This is a genomic window from Pseudonocardia terrae (assembly GCF_021343995.1).
Classification (GTDB): domain Bacteria; phylum Actinomycetota; class Actinomycetes; order Mycobacteriales; family Pseudonocardiaceae; genus Pseudonocardia; species Pseudonocardia terrae.
This window is the reverse complement of record NZ_JAJTTE010000014.1, coordinates 79,873-98,781: the sequence shown is the minus strand read 5'-3', so window position 1 is coordinate 98,781 and position 18,909 is coordinate 79,873. Positions and strand designations below refer to the sequence as shown.

Genomic DNA, 18,909 nt, shown 5'->3' with positions numbered 1-18,909 from the left:
CCCACCCCCACCCCGAGAGGACTCCATGAGCACGCTCCGCATCGGCCTCGCCGGCCTCGGCCGCATGGGCCGCATCCACGCCGACAACCTCGCCGGGCGGTGCTCCGTCGCCCGGCTCGGCGCGGTCTACGACGCCGACCCCGCGGTCGCCCGGGTGGCCGGCGAGCGCTACGGCGTGCCGTGGACCGCGAGCTTCGAGGAGCTGCTCGCGCACCCGGCCACCGAGGCCGTCGCCATCGCGACGCCGACCGGCGCCCACGCCCCGATGACCGTCGCCGCCGCACGGGCGGGCCGGGACGTGTTCTGCGAGAAGCCGATCGCGCTGGACCGGGCGACGACCGTCGCCACCGTCGAGGAGGTGGAGCGGACCGGCGTGCAGTTCCAGGTCGGCTTCCACCGGCGCTTCGACCCGGACTGGGCCGCCGTGGCCGAGCGCATCCGGGCCGGCGAGCTGGGCGAGGTCGCGCTCTTCCGCAGCTCGCTGCGGGACATGGCCTCGCCGCCGGCGTCGTTCCTCGCCGGCTCGGGCGGGTTCTTCCGCGATGTCACCGTGCACGACCTCGACGTCGCCCGCTGGCTCGTCGGCGAGGTCGTCGAGGTGACCGCGCACGGCGCCGCCGTCTCCGACCCGGAGGGCTTCGCGGCCGTCGGCGACGTCGACACCGCCGTCGTGGTGCTCCGGTTCGCCTCGGGCGCGCTCGGTGTGATCGACAACAGCCGGGCCTCGGGCTACGGCTACGAGTGCTCCACCGAGGTCATGGGCAGCCGCGCCACCGCACGCATCGACAACCCCTACCGCCACGGCTACGAGTGGCGCACCCCCTGCCTGACCAGCCGCGACCTCGTCGCCGACTTCCAGGAGCGCTACCCGCTGGCCTACGCCGCCGAGCTCGACGGCTTCGCCCGCGCGGTCCTCGACCGCTCCCCGGTGCGGGTCTCCGGGGCGGACGCGCTCGCCGCGTTCGACCTCGCCGAGGCCGCGGACGACTCCTGGCGGACCGGCCGGACCGTCGCCGTCCGGTACACGGGCGCGGGCTACGCGCGGGCCTCCGTCAGCGAGGTGAGTATGTGACCGGGCTGCGGATCGGGCTGCTGGGCGCGTCCCGGATCGCCGACGAGGCCCTCGTCCGGCCGTCGGCGACGACCGAGGACCGGCTCGTCGCCGTCGCCGCGCGGGACCGGGCGCGGGCGGAGGCGTTCGCCCGCCGGTTCGGGGTGGAACGCGTCGTCGACGACTACGCGGCCCTGCTCGCCGACCCCGAGGTCGACGTCGTCTACAACGCGCTGCCGAACGCCCTGCACGCACCGTGGAACCAGCGGATCGTCGTCGCGGGCAAGGCGCTGTTCGCCGAGAAGCCCTTCGCCGGCACAGCCGCCGAGTGCCGCGAGGTGCGCGATGCCGCCGCGGCCGGTGGGGTCCCGGTGTTCGTCGGCTACCACTACCTCCACCACCCGCTGTACCGGCGGCTCGCCGAGGTGGTGGCGTCGGGCGAGATCGGCGAGGTCACGGCCGTCGAGACGCGGATGCGGATGCCCGCGCCCCCGCCCGACGACGTCCGGTGGTCCCTCCCCCTCGCCGGTGGCGCCCTGATGGACCTCGGCTGCTACGCGGTGCACACGCTGCTGATGGCGACGCCGTGGCTCGGCGGTGCGCCGTCCCTGACGGACGCCCGGGCGGGCGAGCGCACGCCCGGCGTCGACGAGTGGGCCGAGGCCACCTACCGCTACCCAGGCGGGGCGGAGGGCCGGATCCACTGCCACATCGCCGCACCGGGCTGGGAGATGGCGCACCAGGTCACCGGCACGCGCGGCTCGGTGATGGCGCCGATGTTCCCCCTGCCGCATCGCGACGACCGGCTGATCGTGCAGGTCGGCACCGAGGAGCGGGTCGAGCGGCTCGGCACCACGCCGACCTACGACTTCCAGCTCGCCGCGCTGCGGGAGTACGTGGGCGGCACCGCACCGCTGCCCCGCGGCGCGGGCGCCGACTTCAGCGTGGAGATCGCGGAGCAGCTCGACTCGATCTACCTCGCCACCGGCCTCCCCCTGCGCCCCAGTGCGGCGGCGGTGGGCTGAGCGGGAAGTCGCGTTATGGTTCCAGAACGCGTTCAGAGCACGCCCGAGCTCGCGTTATGGCTCCATAACGCGCCCAGGAGCCGTCGGAGATCGCGTTACGGAGCCATACCGCGATCAGTGGGCAGCTTCACCGACCTCGTGCGCCCGCTCAGGACGAGCGGGGTGGGGCGGTGGTGCGGCGGACGGTGAGGTAGGGCTCGAGCACCTGCTCGGGGCCCGCCTCGGCGCGGTCGCCGTCCAGCCGGGCGACCACGGCCTCGACGGCCCGGCCGGCGAGGCCCGCCGTGTCCTGACCCACGGTCGTCAGGCCGACGTGGGCCATGCGGGCGAGCGGGTCGTCGTCGTAGCCGACCACAGAGACCCGGCCGGGGACGTCGATCCCGTTGCGGGCCAGCGCGTCGAGCAGGCCGACGGCGGTCCGGTCGTTGAAGGCGACGACGGCGGTGGGCAGGTCGTCCTCCGCGAGCAGGGCCTCGGCGGCCCGGATCCCGATGGTCTCGGTGCCCGACGGGGTGCCGTGGCCCGGCAGGACCCGCGGCGGCAGCCCGCGGGCCGCCATCGCGCGGAGGTAGCCCTCGCGACGGTCCTGCGCGACGGTGCCGGGGCCGCCGTCGACGTACGCGATCGCGGTATGTCCCAGGCCGTGCAGGTGGTCGACGGCCAGCGCCGTGCCGGCCTCGTCGGCGGTGCGCACGACGTCGGGCCGAGGCCGGTCCGCACCCGGCGGCGGGTCGAGACGGCGGCAGAGCAGCACCAGCGGGACCGTCGCCGCCAGCTCGCTCAACCGCGCGACGGGCGCGTCCGGGCCGATGAGGACGAGCGCCTCGCACCGGGAGTCGAGGAGCGTCTCGACCGCCCGGTCCTCGCCCCGGCTGCGGGTGATGGTGGAGAGCACGAGGTCGTAGCCGCGGGCCTCGGCGGCGTCCTGCAGGTGCTCGGCGACGTCGGCGTGGAAGGGGCTGCGGACGTCGATGAGCAGGCCGATCAGTCGGCTGCGGCGGCGGGCCAGCAGGCTCGCGGCGCGGTCGGGGCGGTAGCCGAGGCGCTGCGCCGCGTCGAGGACCCGGGCGCGGGTCTCGGCACTCGGGCCGGGCGCCCCGCGCAGCACCAGCGACACGGAGGCGGGCGAGACGCCGACCTCGGCCGCCACGTCGTCGAGCCGGACCCGGCGACCGCCGTTGCCCGCCATCCCACCTCCTCGCCGCACCCCGCTGCAGCCCGCCGTATGGAACCACAACGCGCCCCAGCCGCGTCTTCGATCGCAGTGTGGTTCCACGACGCGTCGGAACGAGCCGTGGAGCCCCTTGACACCACCCTCCGCGGCCTGGACGATACTCGCGTTTGAAGCGCTTTAAAACCTCGGCGCTCCCGGCGGTCACGATCCGCCCCACGATCCCCGGAGGACCTTCGATGACGAGCTCCGTCCGCCCGCACGCGCCCGTGTGGCTCGACCCGGCCGACGCCCGCCTCGACGACCTGCGCACCGTCGTCGAGCAGGAGACCGATCCGGCGGCCTTCCCCCTCGCCGAGCTCGTCTCGGGCGTCACGGTCTACGACGGCGAGCGGCTGCGCCGGGAGGCCGCCGGCGACGGACGCCGCGCGGTCCAGGCCGAGCTGGTGCGCGCCCTCCTCGACGGCCCCGGGATCGTCGTGATCACCGGCGCCTACCCGGACCACGCCGTCGTCGACCGGGCCACGGACGCCTTCTTCGCGCTGATCGAGCGGCAGAAGGCCGCCGGCGCCGCCGTCGGCGACCACTTCGCCGCGCCGGGCAGCAACGACCGGATCTGGAACGCCCTGGAGAAGCTCGCGGTCGCCGACCCGGACACCTTCGCCGCCTACTACGCCAACGACGTCCTCGCCCTGGTCTCCGAGGCCTGGCTCGGCCCGGCGTACCAGATCACGAGCCAGGTCAACGTCGTGAACCCCGGTGGCAAGGCGCAGTCCCCGCACCGCGACTACCACCTCGGCTTCATGAGCCCCGCCGGTGCGGCCCGCTACCCCGCCCACCAGCACGCGCTGACGCCGGCACTGACGCTGCAGGGCGCCGTCGCGCACTGCGACATGCCGGTCGAGACCGGGCCGACGCTCTACCTGCCGCACTCCCAGAAGTACGCGCACGGCTACCTGGTGGCCGAGCACGAGGAGTTCCTGGCCTACTTCGCCGAGCACCACGTCCAGCTGCCGCTGGCGACCGGCGACGCGGCGTTCTTCAACCCGGCGCTGCTGCACGGGGCCGGCACCAACCGCTCGGCCGACGTCCGGCGGATCGCCAACCTGCTGCAGGTCTCGTCGCCCTTCGGGCGGGCCATGGAGCACGTCGACCGGGCGCGGGTGTGCCGCGCGGTACTGCCCGCACTGCGCCGCATGCGGGCCGCCGGCGCCGACGAGGCGCAGCTGCGCCAGGTCATCGCGGCCTCGGCCGAGGGCTACGCCTTCCCCACCGACCTGGACCGCGACCCGCCGGTCGGCGGGCTGGCCCCGCCCTCGCAGGCCGACCTGCTCACCGAGGCGGTCCTGCTCGGCCACGACGACGAGACCTTCGCCGCGACCCTCGCGGCCCACTCCGCGAAGCGAGGCTTCTGAATGCTGTTGCAGGACAAGGTCGTACTGGTCAGCGGCGGGACGTCGGGGGTCGGCGCCGCCGTCGCCCGCGCCGCCGCGCGGGCCGGGGCCTCGGTCGCCGTCACGGGCCGCCGCCGGGAGCCGGGCGAGAAGGTGGCCGCCGAGCTGCGCGAGCTGGGCGCGACCGCCCTGTACCGGCCCTGCGACGTCGCCGACCCCGCGCAGGTGCGCACCGCCGTCGACTCCGTGGTCGCCGAGTTCGGCCGGGTCGACGGGCTGGTCAACGCCGCGGGCCTCACCGACCGCGGGAGCCTCGTCGACACCACCCCGGAGCTGTTCGACCGGCAGATCGCGGTCAACCTCAAGGGCCCGTTCTTCGCGATGCAGGCCGTCGTGCAGGACATGCTGCGGCGCAAGGCGCCCGGGTCGATCGTCAACATCGGCTCCGAGGCGGCCAACGGCGGCGCACCCGTCCTCGCTCCGTACGTCGCGGCCAAGGCGGGCCTCGCGGGCCTGACGAAGAACGCCGCGCACGCCCACCGGTTCGACCGGATCCGGATCAACCAGCTGAACATCGGCTGGACCGACACCGAGGGCGAGGACCTCACCCAGCGCCGGTTCCACGACGCCGGCGACGACTGGCGCGAGCGCGCCGCGGAGCGGCTGCCCGCCGGCCGCCTCGCCGACCCGGACGAGATCGCCGAGATGGTCGTCCTCCTGCTCTCCGACCGCAGCGGCGTGGTGACCGGGTCCGTCCTGGACTGGGACCAGGCCGTGATCGGCGCCCACGACTGATCCCCCACCTCCCGAGAGGCACACCGATGTCCACTCCCAAGATCGCCGGCGCCCCCATCTCCTGGGGCGTGTGCGAGGTCCCCGGCTGGGGCTACCAGCTCACCCCCGAGCGCGTGCTCGCCGAGATGGCCGAGGTGGGGCTGGTCGCCACCGAGTTCGGCCCGGACGGCTTCCTGCCCCCCGACGCCGCCGCCAAGGCCGCGACGCTCGCCGCGCACCACCTGACCGCGGTCGGCGGCTTCACCCCGACCCTGCTGCACCTGCCCGACCACGACCCCGTCCCCGGCGTCGAGGCGCTGCTGCCGGGCTACGCCGCGGCCGCGGCCGGCACCCTCGTGCTCTCCGCCGACACGGGCCTCACCGGCTACGACTCCCGCCCCGAGCTCGACGACGCCGGCTGGAAGACCCTCCTGCTCAACCTCGACCGGATCAGCGCGGTCGCCGCCGCGGCGGGGATCGAGACCGTGCTGCACCCGCACGTCGGGACCATGGTCGAGACCGGCGACGACGTCCGGCGCGTGCTCGAGGGCTCGTCGATCGCGCTGTGCCTGGACACCGGGCACCTGCTGATCGGCGGCACCGACCCGGCCGAGCTCACCCGCCAGGCCCCGGAGCGGGTGGCGCACACCCACTTCAAGGACGTCGACCTCGGCCTGGCCCGCCAGGTCCAGGACGGGCGACGGACCTACACCGAGGCCGTACGGGCCGGCATGTACCGCCCGCTCGGCACCGGGGACGTCGACTTCGGCTCGATCGTCGCGAGCCTGCGCGGCCGCGACTACCAGGGCTGGTACGTGCTGGAGCAGGACACGATCCTCACCGAGGCGCCCACCGGCGTCGGCCCGGCGGGCGACGTGCACACCAGCGTCGAGCAGCTCAGGACCCTGCTGGCCCGGTCCTGACCCGGGTCCCGACGGCGAGGAGCGCGGCCGCCGCGCCCACGGCGGCGAGCAGCACGAACAGCTCGGGATAGCCGCCGAGCGCGGCGGCGAGGGTGGCACCGGCCCACGGGGCGACCGCGGTGGCGGTCATCGCGGGCGCGGAGAGGATGCCGCTCAGCCGCCCGTAGTGCGCCGCGCCCCACCGGTCGCTCACCGCCGTCGCCTGGAGCAGGGTGAAGACCCCGCGCGCGGCCCCGGTCAGCATCCCCAGCGCGACGAGCAGCGGGACCGGCCCCGGGGTCAGGCCGAGGACCAGGGTGGTCCCGGCGAGCGCGCCGAGCACGAGCACGGACCGACCGCGCGCGGGCAGGGCGCTGAGCCGTCCGTAGCCCAGCCGGCCGAGCACCTGCCCGATCCCGCCGAGGCCCAGCGCCCACGCCGCGGTGCCGGTGGACAGGCCCCGTTGCAGCAGCAGCGGGACCTGGTTCACCACGACCGCGAACGCCGTGAAGGCGCCGAGCCCGATCGCGACCGTGACCAGCACGAACGGGCGGCTGCGGGCGATCGGTCCGGGATCGGCGTGCAGGCCGTTCTCCGGGGCGGGGGCGCGGGGCCACGGCCCGCGCAGCCCGACGAGGTGCGCCGGGACGGTCACGACCAGGAGCACGCCGGCGAGCACGAGGTAGGCGTGCCGCCAGCCGAGGTGCCCGAGCAGCGTGGCGGTGAGCGGGGCGAACACCGTGCTGGCCAGCCCGCCGAGCAACGTGACGGCGGTGAGCGCGGTGACCCGTCGCGGCCCCCACCAGCGGGTGAGCGCGGCGAACGCGGGTGGGTACAAGGTGCCGGCCATCGCGAACCCCGCGAGCAGCCAGGCGCCGAGGAACAGCGGGAACGAGGGCGCGAGCGCGACCGCGGCGATCGCGGGTACCCCGACGGCGGACGCCCCCGTCATGATCCACCGCGGCCCCCACCGGTCGAGGACGCGACCGACCGGGATCCCCACCAGCGCGGACGTGACCAGCCCGGCCGAGAAGGCGCCGGTGACCGCGCCGATCGACCAGCCGGTCTCCCGGGAGAGCGTCGGCGCGAGGACCGGGAAGGCGTAGTAGAGCACGCCCCAGCTGGTCACCTCGGTGACGCACAGCACGGCGAGCACCCGGCGCAGCCCGCCGCGTCCCAACCCGCCGCGCCCCAACCCGCCGCGCCCCAACCCGCCGCGCCCCAACCCGCCGCGCCCCAGCCCCGCCGTGCCCGCCACGCCCGCCACGCCCGCCACCCTGCCTCGCCGGACGCCGGTCCGCAGGACTCACCGCGGGGAGCGATGCGCACGTCAGCGCCGCGTCACTCCGGGGAGCGGGCCCCGCCCCGCCGCGGAAGGATGCCGAGAAAGGACGCCGACGGAGCGGCTCAGCGCATCCGGCGCGCCGAGGCCCCGGCGCCGGCCACCAGGCTGCTGATCACCAACCCGATCACCAGATGGATCACCGCGTTCGCCACGCGCTCGCCGATCGGTGCGGAGCCGAGCAGCGGGAGGAGGGCCGCGACCACGGTGACGAGCCCGACGATCCACGTCAGGTAGGTCATCGGCCGGGGCGTGGAGAGCAGCAGCAGGTGGGCGAGACCCGTCGCCGCCAGCGCGGCCACCGCGGAGAGGATGCACAGCAGGACGGTGCGCGAGTCGCCGAGCGCGCCGGAGCTCGCCGGGCCGTTGAAGGCGATCCGCAGCACCGCACGCACGACGAGCGTCCCGACCATCGCGATCAGGGCCGCGACGATCGCCGTGGCCACACCGGCCGCCCACAGCCGGCCCGCGTCGACCGAGGGCTTCGGCGCGCGGGGCGGCTCGTGCTCCTGCGCGTACGGCTGGTCCCCGTACTGCTGCGCCGCGCCGTACTGCGGGTCGTGGTCGGGGAGCCGCCGGGTCTCGTCCCCGCGGTCCCAGGTGCCGTACCCGCCGCCCGATCCGTAACCGCCGGACATTCCGTTTCCCCTCGCCGCACCGCACGTCGTCGGGGGGAGTCTGGCGGCGCGGCACCCGCCGACCAAGGCGCCACGGCGCCACGACCGGGTGGGCCTACCCTGGGCCCGTGCCCGCCGACCCCATCCCGCCCGCGCTCCCGGGCGACACCCTGCAGCCGCCGAAGCTCCTCCTCGGGCTGGTCGCCGCCTCGGCCGTCGCGCACGGCGGGCTGGCCGTCGTGAGCGGGGCGCTGTGGGCGCAGGTGCTCTCCGGCGTCCTCTGCGCGGCGGCGCTGGTCATCGTCGCGCTGCTGATCGCGCGGCCGGTGCCGCACGTCGTGCTCGGCACCGCGGTGTTCGGCATGCTCGGCGTGGCGAGCTTCCTCGGCGTACTGGGCGCCGCGCTCGCGACCGGCGGGCACCCCGTGTCCGGCTGGGTCGGGCCGTGGGGCATCGCCGCGGTGATCGTCGACTCCTCGGTGGTCCGGATCTCGGCGGCCGTGCTGCGCCGGGCCGAGAACGCGGCCCGCAAGCAGGGCTGACCGGTCGGGGTGCCGCCCCCGGGCGGCCGCACCGTCACCGCCGGGCGTCCGCGTGATCAGAAAAGGGCAGAATCCTCCCGTGGCCCGGACCATCAGATTTCACGAGCTCGGCGGACCCGAGGTGCTGCGCGTCGAGGACCTCCCGGTCCGCGCGCCGGGCCGCGGCGAGGTCCGGATCCGGGTCGACGCCGTCGGCCTGAACCGGGCGGAGGTCAACTTCCGCCGCGGCACCTACCTCGAGGACCCGCGCCTGCCGGCGGGGCTGGGCACGGAGGCGGCAGGCGAGATCGTCGAGGTCGGGCCGGGGGTCACCGGCTGGGCGCCGGGCGACGCCGTCAGCGTGGTCCCCGCCTTCTCGCAGAACGACTACCCCGTCTACGCCGAGGAGGCCGTGGTGCCAGCCGGGGCGCTGGTCCGGCGTCCGGACGGGATGGACGCCGTGACGGGCGCGGCGGTATGGATGCCGTACGTGACCGTGTACGGGATGGTCGCCGAGGTCCTGCGGGTGCGGTCCGGGGACCGCGTCGTCGTCACGGCCGCGGCGAACAGCATCGGCGTGGCGGCGCTGCAGGTCCTCCGGTATCTCGGCGCCGTGCCGGTCGCGACCGTCCCGGTGCCGGGTCCGGAGGCGGCGCTGCGCGAGGCGGGGGCCGCCGAGGTGGTGGTGACCGGGCCCCACGACGGCGACGGGCGGGAGGTCCCCGGCGGCGGTTCCCTCGCCGACGCCCTGCGCACCGCGCTGGACCGCGCCGATCCGGGCGGGCCGGCGGGCGCGCACCTGGTCCTCGACGCCGTCGGCGGCCCGCAGGTCGACCAGCTGGTGAAGGCCTGCGCCCCCGGAGCGAGCGTGATCGTGCACGGTGGGCTGTCCGGGCTGCCCACTCCTCTGCCCGGCGGCGGGTACGCGGCCGTGTGGCTGCGCCGCTACCGGGTCTTCGAGGTCACCGGCGACCCGGCGGCGCTGCGCCGGGCGGTCGCGTTCGTGCGGGCGGGCCTGGCGTGCGGGGCGCTGCGTCCGGTGATCGACCGGGTCTTCGCGTTCGACGACGTCGCCGCCGCCCACGCCTACCTCGACTCCCCCGACCGCGCCCCCGGCAAGCCCGTCCTGCGCGTCCGCTGAGGAAGCGCACTATGGAGCCATAGTGCGCTTCCGGGGCCTGAAATTGCGCATCATGGTTCCATAACGCGCCCAGAAGCCAGCCGAATGCGCGTTATGGTTCCATAACGTGAATCAGGCCCAGGCGCGGGCGGCGCGGGCGGCCCAGTACTGCTCGGCCGGCTCGGCGAGGTCGAGCAGCTCGTCCTCCACCTCGGCCGGGATCTTCAGCCCGGTTGCGGCCGCGTTGCTCGCGACCTGCGCGGGGTCGACCGCGCCGGAGAGCACGATCCCCGCCCACGGCTCGGCCAGCACCGCGGCGAACGCCAGGCGGTCCACGCTGGTGCCCAGCTCCTCGGCGAGGTTCGCGACCCGGTCGTCCCGGGAGTTGGTCGCGCCGCCGGGGGCCAGCCGCCCGTTCGCCACGGCCTCCTTGACGATCACCCGCGCGCCGGCGTCGGCCGCCTCGACGAGGGCGGGTCCGACGGACGGCTCGAGGATGTTCCAGGTGCTCTGGAACGAGGTGAACAGCGGCTCGCCGTCCACGGTCACCTCCAGCGCCCGCCGCACCGCCTCGGCCTGCCGCGGCCCGGACGTCGAGATCCCGACCCGGATCCCGTGCTCACGCAGGTCGGCCATCGCACGGTGGAGCTCGGCGTCGTCGAGCGCGCCGGTGTCGAGCGTCGCCGAGTGCACGTGGTAGACGGCGAGCCGGTCCCCGAGCAGCGCCAGCGACTCGGCGGACTGCTCGGCGAAGGCCTCCACGGAGTGGTCCTTGACCTCGTGCGTGCCGGAGACGGAGCCTGCGGAGTCGACCATCGGCACCCCGTCGAGCCGCCAGTCACCGACGTACCGGTACCCCCACTTCGACCCGATCTCGACGTCCGTCGCCCCGGGGCGGGCCGCCAGCCACCCCGCCAGGAACTCCTCGGCCCGGCCGTAGGAGCGGGCGGCGTCGACGTACCGGATCCCCGCCGCGTAGGCGGCGTCGAGCACCGCCCAGGTGCGTTCGCGCAGCGCCTCGACGTCCCGCGCGCCGCCGAGGTCGCGCTCCCGTCCGGCGGTGATGTACGCGGGCCTGCCGACCGCGGCCAGCCCGATCCCGATGCGGCGTACGGAGGTCACGCCCCCACGCTGCCACATCGGGCACCCGCCGCGGAGTTGCAACGACGCTGCAACCCTTGATCCCCGCGCCGGAGGGGGCTTGGCTGCAGTGGCACGCCCCACATACGGGAGACGGACAGGGAGGTCCGCATGACCCAGACCCTCGAACCGGCCGCCGCCACCGGGCCCCGCGAGCGGGTCGACACGTGGCTCGCCGACTTCGAGGCCGCCCTCGCGGCCCGGGACGCCGAGCAGGCGGCCGGCCTCTTCGCGACGACGTCCTTCTGGCGCGACCTGGTCGCGTTCACCTGGAACATCAAGACCGTCGAGAACCGCGACGGGATCGCGGACCTGCTGCGGGCGACCATGGAGTCGACGGACGCGCGCGACTTCCACACCACCGAGGAGCCCACCGAGGCCGACGGCGTCGTCGACGCCTGGATCGCGTTCGAGACGGCCGTCGGACGGGGCCGCGGGCACCTGCGGCTCACCGACGAGGGCGCCTGGACCTTCCTCACCACGCTGTACGAGCTGAAGGACCACGAGGAGCCCCAGGGCGAGCGCCGGCCGATGGGCGCCGAGCACGGCGCCAACCGGGAGCGCGTGACCTGGGCGGAGGCCCGGCGGGCCGAGGCCGAGGAGATGGGCCGCACCCGCCAGCCCTACGTCGTCGTGGTCGGCGGCGGGCAGGGCGGCATCGCGCTCGGCGCGCGGCTCAAGCAGCTCGGGGTCCCGCACGTCGTCGTCGACCGGTACGCCCGGCCCGGCGACCAGTGGCGCGGCCGTTACAAGTCGCTCTGCCTGCACGACCCGGTCTGGTACGACCACCTGCCCTACATCGACTTCCCGAGGAACTGGCCGGTCTTCGCCCCGAAGGACAAGATCGCCGACTGGCTCGAGATGTACACGAAGGTCATGGAGGTCAACTACTGGTCCTCCACGACCTGCAGGTCCGCCTCGTACGACGAGAAGACCAAGGAGTGGACGGTCGTCGTCGACCGCGACGGCCCCGACGGATCCACCGAGATCACCCTCCACCCGAAGCAGCTCGTGCTGGCCACCGGCATGTCCGGCAAGCCGAACGTGCCGCAGCTGCCCGGCCAGGACGTGTTCAAGGGCGAGCAGCACCACAGCTCGAAGCACCCGGGCCCGGACGCCTACAAGGACAAGAAGGTCGTGGTCGTCGGGTCGAACAACTCGGCCTTCGACATCTGCGGGGCGCTGTGGGAGGTCGGCGCCGACGTCACGATGGTGCAGCGGTCGTCGACCCACATCGTCAAGTCGGACTCGCTGATGGACCTGGGCCTGGGCGACCTGTACTCGGAGCGCGCGGTCGCCGCCGGCGTGACCACGCAGAAGGCCGACATGACCTTCGCCTCGCTCCCGTACCGGATCATGCACACGTTCCAGCAGCCGGTCTACGCGGCGATCAAGGAGCGGGACAAGGACTTCTACGAGCGGCTGGAGGCATCCGGCTTCCGCCACGACTGGGGCGACGACGACTCCGGCCTGTTCATGAAGTACCTGCGCCGCGGCTCGGGCTACTACATCGACGTCGGCGCGGCGGACCTCGTCGCCAACGGCGAGGTGAAGCTCGTGCAGGGCCAGGTCGTCGAGCTGACCGAGCACACCGTGAAGCTCGACGACGGTACCGAGCTCGAGGCCGACCTCGTCGTCTACGCGACCGGGTACGGCTCGATGAACGGCTGGGCCGCCGACCTGATCAGCCAGGGGGTGGCCGACAAGGTCGGGAAGGTGTGGGGGCTGGGCTCCGACACCACCAAGGACCCCGGCCCGTGGGAGGGGGAGCAGCGCAACATGTGGAAGCCCACCCAGCAGGAGGGGCTGTGGTTCCACGGCGGCAACCTGCACCAGAGCCGCCACTACTCGCTCTACCTCGCGCTGCAGCTCAAGGCCCGCCTCGAGGGCGTTCCGACGCCGGTGTACGGGCTGCAGGAGGTGCACCACACCAGCTGAGATCCGGCGTGGAGACCCGGCGGCGGGGGTAGTCGATCAGCGCCGCCGGGTACTCCGCGTCCCATGCATGCCGAACTCCTCGTCGTCGGCGGCGGGCCGGCCGCCCTGGCCGCCGCCACCAGCTACCGCGACCACGGGGGCGACGGCGCGGTCGTGGTCGTCTCGGACGACACCGCGCCGCCGTACTTCCGGCCGCCGCTGTCGAAGGACTACCTCCGTGGCGAGTCCGAGGCGGGCGACACGGAGCTGACCCCCGCCACCACCTACACCGACCGCGGCATCACGCTGCTGCTGCGGCAGATGGTGACCACGCTGTCCGGCGAGGAGCGCGCCGCGCAGCTGTCGAGCGGTGACCGCATCACCTTCAAGGCCTGCGTGCTGGCCACCGGGTCCGCCCCGAAGCCGCTCCCGGTGCCCGGCGCCGACGCGCCCGCCGTCGCCATGCTGCGCTCCCTCGACAGCGCCAAGGAGCTGCGCTCGGCCGCCCTGGTCGCCCGCACCGCCGTCGTCGTCGGGTCCGGGTTCATCGGCTGCGAGGCCGCCGCCTCGCTGGCCCGCCGCGGGCTCGACGTCACGTGCGTGAGCACCGAGGAGCTGCCGCAGGAGAAGCGCCTCGGCGTCGACGTCGGCCGCCGCATCGCGGGCTGGCTCGCCGACGACGGCGTCCGGCTGGTCGGCGGCGCCCAGGTCGAGGCGATCGAGCCGCTCGGCGACCCCGAGGAGCGCCCGCGCCGGGTCCGCGTGGCCGGGCGCGAACCGCTCGAGGTCGACCTGGTGCTGGTCGCCGGCGGCATCGACCCGCACGTCACCCTCGCGCGGGCCACTGGCGCGACGATCGAGCAGGACCGTGTGGTCGTCGACGAGCACATGCGCACCTCCCTGCCGGGCCTGTACGCGGCGGGCGATGTCGCCTACGCCCGCAACGCCACCGCGGGCCGCCACCTCGTCGTCGAGCACTGGGGCGAGGCGGAGGCGATGGGTACCGTCGCCGGCGGCGTGGCCGCGGGCGCCGACCTGCGCTGGGACGCCGTGCCGGGCTTCTGGACCGAGATCGGCGACCGCACCCTCAAGTACGCGGCCTGGGGCGACGGCTTCGACCGGGCCCGCCTGGTCGACCACGGCAGTGGCGCCTTCACCGCCTGGTACGCCGACGAGCAGGGCCGGGCGGTCGGCGTGGCCACCCACGAGGCGGACGAGGACTACGAGCGCGGCCAGCAGCTCATCGCCGCCGGTCGGCCGGTCCCGGACGTGGCCGCGCTCACACCGGAGTAGGCGTAGGGGCCTCCGGGTACGCACTCCCTGATCACGGCCGGGTCCGCGCGACCCGGCGTCACGTGCGACGCCCCGGCCAGGGGCTCGGGGAGGTGCGCGTGTCGCTGTTGGTGCCCGAACCGTCGGGGTCGGCCGCGGAGGACCGACGTGAGGGAGGCCGCGCGGCGGACCGGCTCGCCGCACTGCTGCGCCGCGGCGAGCTCGAGCTACCGCCCCCCGGGCAGGGCGCGACCGCAGGCCGCTGGGCACGGCTGGCCGCCTGGGGCCGGGAGAGTCTCCCGCTCGCCCGGCTCGCCGAGGGCCACACCGACGCCGTCGCGATCCTGCGCGAGGCCGGCACCGAGCCGGTGCCCGGCGTCCGGTACGGCGTATGGGCGGCCCGCGCGGGCGGCACCGGCGCCGAGCTGACCGGCGACGCCGGGGCGTGGGTCCTGCGCGGCCGGGTCCGCTTCTGCTCGGGCGCCCCGGACCTGGAACGCGCGCTCGTCGTGGCCGCCGCGCCCGGCGGGAGCCGGATCGTCGACCTCGACCTCTCACGGCCCGGGATCCGGCGGCACCCGGACTCCTGGCGCGCGGCCGGCATGCGCGACAGCGACACCCTCGACGTCGACCTCGACGACCTCGAGGTGACCGACCTGGTCGGCGAGCCCGGCTTCTACACCGAACGACCGGGCTTCTGGTGGGGCGGCGCCGGGGTCGCGGCCGTGTGGCTGGGCGGCGCTGCCGGGATCGTCGACGACCTCCGGGAACGTCTGCGCGAGAAGGCCGATCCCCATCAGCTCGCCCACCTCGGCGAGCTGCACGCCGGGGTCGAGGCGGTCGACGCGCTGCTCACCCGCACCGCCGACGCGATCGACGCCGACCCCAAGTCCCCCCACCGCACCGCCGCCTGGACCGCGCGGGCCGCGGCCGAGCGGCTCTGCCGGACCGTCCTCGACGTCGCCCCGCGGGTCGCCGGGGTCCCCGCGCTGGCGGGCGGGTCGGCCGACCGGCTCGCCGACCTGGGGATGTACGTCCGGCAGCACCACGGCGAGCGCGATCTCGCGGCGCTGGGCGAGGCCGTGTTGAGCGAGACCGGGTCGAGCGGGGCCGGGTCGAGCGGGGCCGGGTCGAGCGGGGCCGGGTCGAGCGGGGCCGGGCTCGGGGAGGAGCGGTGACCGCGACCGTCCCCGGTTGGGCCGAGGCCCTCGCCACGCACGCCCCGCCCGCCATGGACCCGGCCGTCGGCCACCTGGTCGTGGTCGCCGCCCATCCCGACGACGAGACGCTGGCCGCCGCGGGGTTCCTGCGTGCGGTGCACGCCGCGGGGGGAACCGTGGAGCTCGTCGTCGCGACGGACGGCGAGGCCGCGTTCCCCGACGCCACGCCCGCCGACCGGGCCGCGCTGGGCCGGAGGCGCCGCGCCGAGCTGCACGCCGCCCTCGAGTCCCTGGGCCTGGGCGGCACCCAGGTGACCTGGCTCGGGCTGCCCGACTCCGGCCTCGCCGACCGGGAGGACGAGCTGACCGCCGCGCTCGCGCCGCTGCTGCGGGAGACCGACGCCTGCCTCGCACCCTGGACCGGCGATCCGCACCCGGACCACGCGACCGCGGGCCGGGCCGCCGAGCGGGTGGCACCGGTGCGGGCGCACCGCTTCGCCTACCCGATCTGGATGTGGCCCTGGATGCGGCCGGACGACCCGGCCGTCCCCTGGGCGACGGCCTGTGAGCACCGGCTCGACGAGCCGGCCCGGCGCGCGAAGGCCGCCGCGATCGAGCGCTTCGCCTCGCAGCTCGCCCCGGCCCCCGACGGCGGACCGCCGATCCTGCCCCCGGACGTCCTGGCCCACTTCGCCACCGGCCGGGAGCTGTTCTTCCGGGTCCCGCGCCCGGACAGCGCCCCGGTCGAACGGTTCGCCGACCTCTACGCCGGTGGCGCCGACCCCTGGGACACGCGGACCAGCTGGTACGAGGAGCGCAAGCGCGCCGTGGTCGCGGCATGCCTGCCGCACCCGCACTACGCGCACGCCGCCGAACCCGGCTGCGGGCTCGGCGGGCTGACCCGGGTGCTGGCCGGGCGCTGCACCGCCGTGACGGCCTCGGACTACACACCGGCCGCCGTCGCCACCACCCGCGGGGCGACCGGCGGCTTCCCCGGCGTCACGGTGCTGGAGGCGGCGCTGCCCGATCCGCAGGCCGTGCCCGACGGCGTCGACCTCGTGGTGCTCAGCGAGGTGCTCTACTACCTCTCCCCCGCGGACGTGGACGCCGTCGCCGACCGGCTCGCCCGGGCTCTCGTGCCGGGTGGCGACGTGGTGCTCGCGCACTGGCGCGGCTGGCCGGCCGAGGCTCCGCAGGACGCGGCCGCCACCCACCGCAGGCTGCTCGACGACCCCCGCTTCGACCTCCTGGTCGAGCACGTCGACCAGGAGTTCCTGCTGCACGTCCTGCGGCGCCCGTGAACGGCCCGCTCGTGAACGGCCCGTACGCGGCGGTGCCGGCGGGCCCGGCGGACGTCGAGGCCGTCGCGGTCGTGGTCCCCGCCCGGGACGAGGCCGAACGGATCGGCGCCTGCCTGCGCTCGGTCCGCGTGGCGCTGGCCGGGTCCGGGCTGCCCGGCGCGATCTGCGTGGTCGCGGACCGGTGCACCGACGCGACCGAGGCCGTCGCCGCCCCGCACGCCGCGGTCGTCCGGAACACGGAGGCGCGCACGATCGGCGAGCTGCGCACGCTCGGCGCATCCCGGCTGCTGGCCCGGCTGCCCGGCCGGACCTGGCTGCTCAGCACGGACGCGGACACGGTCGTGCCGCCGAGCTGGGTCGCCGACCACCTCCGGCACGCCCGGCGCGGGGCCGACGCCGTGGTCGGGATCGTCGACCTCGACGACCCGGACGCCCTGCCGCCGGACGTCCTGTGCCGCTACTCCGACCTCGTCGGCGCCGGGATCGCGGTCGACCGGCACACGCACGCCTACGCGGCCAACCTCGGGGTCCGGGCGGAGGCGTTCCGGCAGGTCGGCGGCTTCCCGGCCGTCCCGTCCGGCGAGGAGCACGCGCTGCTCGCCCGGCTGCGGGCGGCCGGGTACCGGGTGGTCTCCCCCACCGACGTCCGGGCCCGGACGAGCGCGCGCACCGAGGGCCGGGCGGTCGGTGGGCTCGCCGATCTGCTGCGCGGGCTGGGTGCGTGAGCTCTCAGAGGCGCCCGAGGTCCTCGAGCGCGGCGACCAGGTGCAGCTGACCGTCGACACCCGTCACCTGCATCGGGCGGAGCACCACCCGGCTGCCGCCCGTGACCACGGCGAGCGTGGCCCCGAGGGCATCGGCCGCGCGCTGTGCGCGGACGAGGGCGGCGAGGCCGCGGGAGGCCAGGAACCGGACGCCGGAGAGATCGACGACCAGGACCTTCGCCGTGCGGACCAGGTCGATCGCGGCGTCCTGGAAGGCGGTGGCCTCCGCGGCGTCGATCTCCCCCCGGACCGCGAGGACGCGGATGCGCTCGCCCCCACGGCACAGGTACAGCTCGATGCCGCCGCCGGGCTCGTCGAGGCGCTCCCAGGCCCCGGCCTCGGCGCACCACGCCGCGACCTCGGGCAGGTCGGGCGGCACGTCCGGCAGGGGGCCGGTTCCGGCACGCTCGGCACTCTCCGGAGCGGGGCACACGGGATCTCGTCCTCTCGGCGTGGGAGCAGGCTTCTCGACTCCGACCAGTGTGCCCACGACCGTACCGCTCCGCAGCCGCCGCGGCGCGCGGGCGACCACCCGGATTCGCGATCGTCCTACCGCTGGCAGCCGGGGCACCACCACGTCTCGCGACCGTGCGGCGGGCGCGCGGCCGGCCGGAAGGAGACGGGCGTGCCGCAGCGGTAGCAGGGCCGGCGGGCGCGGCCGTAGACCCAGTGCGGACGGCGCGGGTCGCCGGTCGTGACCTGCCGAGGGTTGCCGGCGACGGCCTCGCGCAGCCGGGCCCGGGCGTCGTCGAGCAGCGGGCCGACGTCGACCGTCCCGATCGCCCGCCACGGCTCGACGCGGTGGAGGAAGCACAGCTCACCGGCCCACAGGTTGCCCAGCCCGGCGACCCGACGCTGGTCCAGCAGCGCGGCGACCGCGGCGGTGTCCGGCTCGGCCCGCAGCCGGCGTGCGGCGCGGTCGGCGTCGAAGTCGTCGGCCAGCAGGTCCGGGCCCAGGTGCCCGACGACGCGCGCCTCGTCCCGCGTCCGGACCAGGTCGAGGACGGGCAGCGCGACGCCGGCCAGCGTGCGGCCGTCGTCGAGCCGGAGCAGGACACGGGCCTCCACCGACCGCGGCAGTCGCTTCCCCGGCCCCAGCACCGACCAGGATCCGCTCATCCGCAGGTGCGAGTGCAGGGTCAGGCCGGCCGAGGTCCGCATCAGCAGGTGCTTGCCGCGCGGCAGCCAGGCCTCGATCCGCTGCCCGGTGAGGTCCGCCAGAGCGAGGCGGGGATGCCGGAAGGTGCCGGCGACGATCGTGCGGCCCGCCGTCGCCGCGTGCAGCCGAGCGGCCAGCCGCGCGATGGAGTCGCCCTCGGCCACGCCCGCACGCTACGCGCTGCGCCGCGCGTACACCTGTCGACCGGGTGCCTCACTTTGCTCCATTCGGCCGGTGCGCGGACGCCGGCGTGCTGTGATCGTCGGCGGACGTCGACAG

18 protein-coding genes are annotated in these 18,909 nt (G+C 75.7%); 12 read left to right on the top strand and 6 right to left on the bottom strand.

Annotated features, from left to right (window positions below; all coding sequences use genetic code 11):
* Window positions 1-25 precede the first annotated feature (25 nt).
* Window positions 26-1,072: a Gfo/Idh/MocA family protein gene (locus LWC33_RS11940; protein ID WP_233304364.1), complete on the top strand. Its 1,047-nt coding sequence runs from the start codon at window positions 26-28 to the stop codon at window positions 1,070-1,072.
* Window positions 1,069-2,076 carry a Gfo/Idh/MocA family protein gene (locus tag LWC33_RS11935; RefSeq protein ID WP_233304363.1) on the top strand — a complete coding sequence of 336 codons (1,008 nt, stop codon included), beginning with the start codon at window positions 1,069-1,071 and terminating at the stop codon, window positions 2,074-2,076. The genes LWC33_RS11940 and LWC33_RS11935 overlap by 4 nt, the downstream gene beginning before the upstream one ends.
* Before the next feature lie 148 nt (window positions 2,077-2,224).
* On the opposite strand, the gene LWC33_RS11930 is transcribed toward LWC33_RS11935, so the two are convergent.
* A complete protein-coding gene (locus LWC33_RS11930) occupies window positions 2,225-3,265 on the bottom strand; it encodes a LacI family DNA-binding transcriptional regulator (RefSeq protein WP_233304362.1) in 1,041 nt (346 codons plus the stop codon).
* Window positions 3,266-3,486: 221 nt separating this feature from the next.
* Here LWC33_RS11930 and LWC33_RS11925 point away from each other — a divergent pair, with 221 nt between their 5' ends.
* The 3 genes from LWC33_RS11925 to LWC33_RS11915 are packed head-to-tail and all read left to right on the top strand — an operon-like array spanning window position 3,487 to window position 6,338.
* Window positions 3,487-4,662: a phytanoyl-CoA dioxygenase family protein gene (locus tag LWC33_RS11925; RefSeq protein ID WP_233304361.1), complete on the top strand. Its 1,176-nt coding sequence runs from the start codon at window positions 3,487-3,489 to the stop codon at window positions 4,660-4,662.
* Window positions 4,663-5,436: an SDR family oxidoreductase gene (locus LWC33_RS11920; RefSeq protein ID WP_233304360.1), complete on the top strand. Its 774-nt coding sequence runs from the start codon at window positions 4,663-4,665 to the stop codon at window positions 5,434-5,436.
* A gap of 26 nt (window positions 5,437-5,462) precedes the next feature.
* A complete protein-coding gene (locus tag LWC33_RS11915; protein ID WP_233304359.1) occupies window positions 5,463-6,338 on the top strand; it encodes a TIM barrel protein in 876 nt (291 codons plus the stop codon).
* Here LWC33_RS11915 and LWC33_RS11910 read toward each other — a convergent pair.
* Together LWC33_RS11910 and LWC33_RS11905 are read right to left on the bottom strand one after the other, a co-directional pair.
* The gene (locus LWC33_RS11910) at window positions 6,313-7,512 is read right to left on the bottom strand and encodes an MFS transporter (protein WP_233304409.1); all 1,200 of its coding nucleotides are present in this window, start codon (window positions 7,510-7,512) and stop codon (window positions 6,313-6,315) included. The genes LWC33_RS11915 and LWC33_RS11910 overlap by 26 nt on opposite strands.
* A 212-nt stretch (window positions 7,513-7,724) precedes the next feature.
* Window positions 7,725-8,297, bottom strand: coding sequence for a DUF6069 family protein (locus LWC33_RS11905; RefSeq protein WP_233304358.1), 573 nt, complete (start codon window positions 8,295-8,297; stop codon window positions 7,725-7,727).
* A gap of 107 nt (window positions 8,298-8,404) precedes the next feature.
* Between LWC33_RS11905 and LWC33_RS11900 the strand changes: the two genes are divergently transcribed.
* Both LWC33_RS11900 and LWC33_RS11895 read left to right on the top strand, forming a co-directional pair.
* Window positions 8,405-8,818, top strand: coding sequence for a hypothetical protein (locus LWC33_RS11900; RefSeq protein WP_233304357.1), 414 nt, complete (start codon window positions 8,405-8,407; stop codon window positions 8,816-8,818).
* A 79-nt stretch (window positions 8,819-8,897) separates the two neighbouring features.
* The gene (locus LWC33_RS11895; protein WP_233304356.1) at window positions 8,898-9,938 is read left to right on the top strand and encodes a zinc-dependent alcohol dehydrogenase family protein; all 1,041 of its coding nucleotides are present in this window, start codon (window positions 8,898-8,900) and stop codon (window positions 9,936-9,938) included.
* A 111-nt stretch (window positions 9,939-10,049) separates the two neighbouring features.
* Here LWC33_RS11895 and LWC33_RS11890 read toward each other — a convergent pair whose 3' ends face one another.
* On the bottom strand, window positions 10,050-11,039 hold the full coding sequence (locus LWC33_RS11890) for an aldo/keto reductase (RefSeq protein WP_233304355.1): 990 nt from the start codon (window positions 11,037-11,039) through the stop codon (window positions 10,050-10,052).
* 129 nt (window positions 11,040-11,168) lie between these two features.
* On the opposite strand from LWC33_RS11890, the gene LWC33_RS11885 reads away from it, so the two are divergent.
* The 5 genes from LWC33_RS11885 to LWC33_RS11865 all read left to right on the top strand — a co-directional run bounded on the left by LWC33_RS11885 (window position 11,169) and on the right by LWC33_RS11865 (window position 17,432).
* On the top strand, window positions 11,169-12,995 hold the full coding sequence (locus tag LWC33_RS11885; protein WP_233304354.1) for a flavin-containing monooxygenase: 1,827 nt from the start codon (window positions 11,169-11,171) through the stop codon (window positions 12,993-12,995).
* A 63-nt stretch (window positions 12,996-13,058) separates the two neighbouring features.
* Window positions 13,059-14,267 carry an NAD(P)/FAD-dependent oxidoreductase gene (locus tag LWC33_RS11880; RefSeq protein WP_233304353.1) on the top strand — a complete coding sequence of 403 codons (1,209 nt, stop codon included), beginning with the start codon at window positions 13,059-13,061 and terminating at the stop codon, window positions 14,265-14,267.
* 98 nt (window positions 14,268-14,365) lie between these two features.
* Window positions 14,366-15,424 carry an acyl-CoA dehydrogenase family protein gene (locus LWC33_RS11875; protein WP_233304352.1) on the top strand — a complete coding sequence of 353 codons (1,059 nt, stop codon included), beginning with the start codon at window positions 14,366-14,368 and terminating at the stop codon, window positions 15,422-15,424.
* A complete protein-coding gene (locus LWC33_RS11870; RefSeq protein WP_233304351.1) occupies window positions 15,421-16,707 on the top strand; it encodes a bifunctional PIG-L family deacetylase/class I SAM-dependent methyltransferase in 1,287 nt (428 codons plus the stop codon). The genes LWC33_RS11875 and LWC33_RS11870 overlap by 4 nt, the downstream gene beginning before the upstream one ends.
* Window positions 16,704-17,432 (top strand): glycosyltransferase family 2 protein, encoded by a 729-nt coding sequence (locus tag LWC33_RS11865; RefSeq protein WP_233304350.1) that lies wholly within the window; start codon window positions 16,704-16,706, stop codon window positions 17,430-17,432. The genes LWC33_RS11870 and LWC33_RS11865 overlap by 4 nt, the downstream gene beginning before the upstream one ends.
* A gap of 4 nt (window positions 17,433-17,436) precedes the next feature.
* Here LWC33_RS11865 and LWC33_RS11860 read toward each other — a convergent pair whose 3' ends face one another.
* Together LWC33_RS11860 and LWC33_RS11855 are read right to left on the bottom strand one after the other, a co-directional pair.
* Complete coding sequence (locus LWC33_RS11860) at window positions 17,437-17,850, bottom strand: STAS domain-containing protein (RefSeq protein ID WP_233304349.1); 414 nt, start codon at window positions 17,848-17,850, stop codon at window positions 17,437-17,439.
* A 170-nt stretch (window positions 17,851-18,020) separates the two neighbouring features.
* Window positions 18,021-18,794, bottom strand: a complete 774-nt coding sequence (locus LWC33_RS11855) for a DNA-formamidopyrimidine glycosylase family protein (RefSeq protein WP_233304348.1) — start codon at window positions 18,792-18,794, stop codon at window positions 18,021-18,023.
* Window positions 18,795-18,909 lie beyond the last annotated feature (115 nt).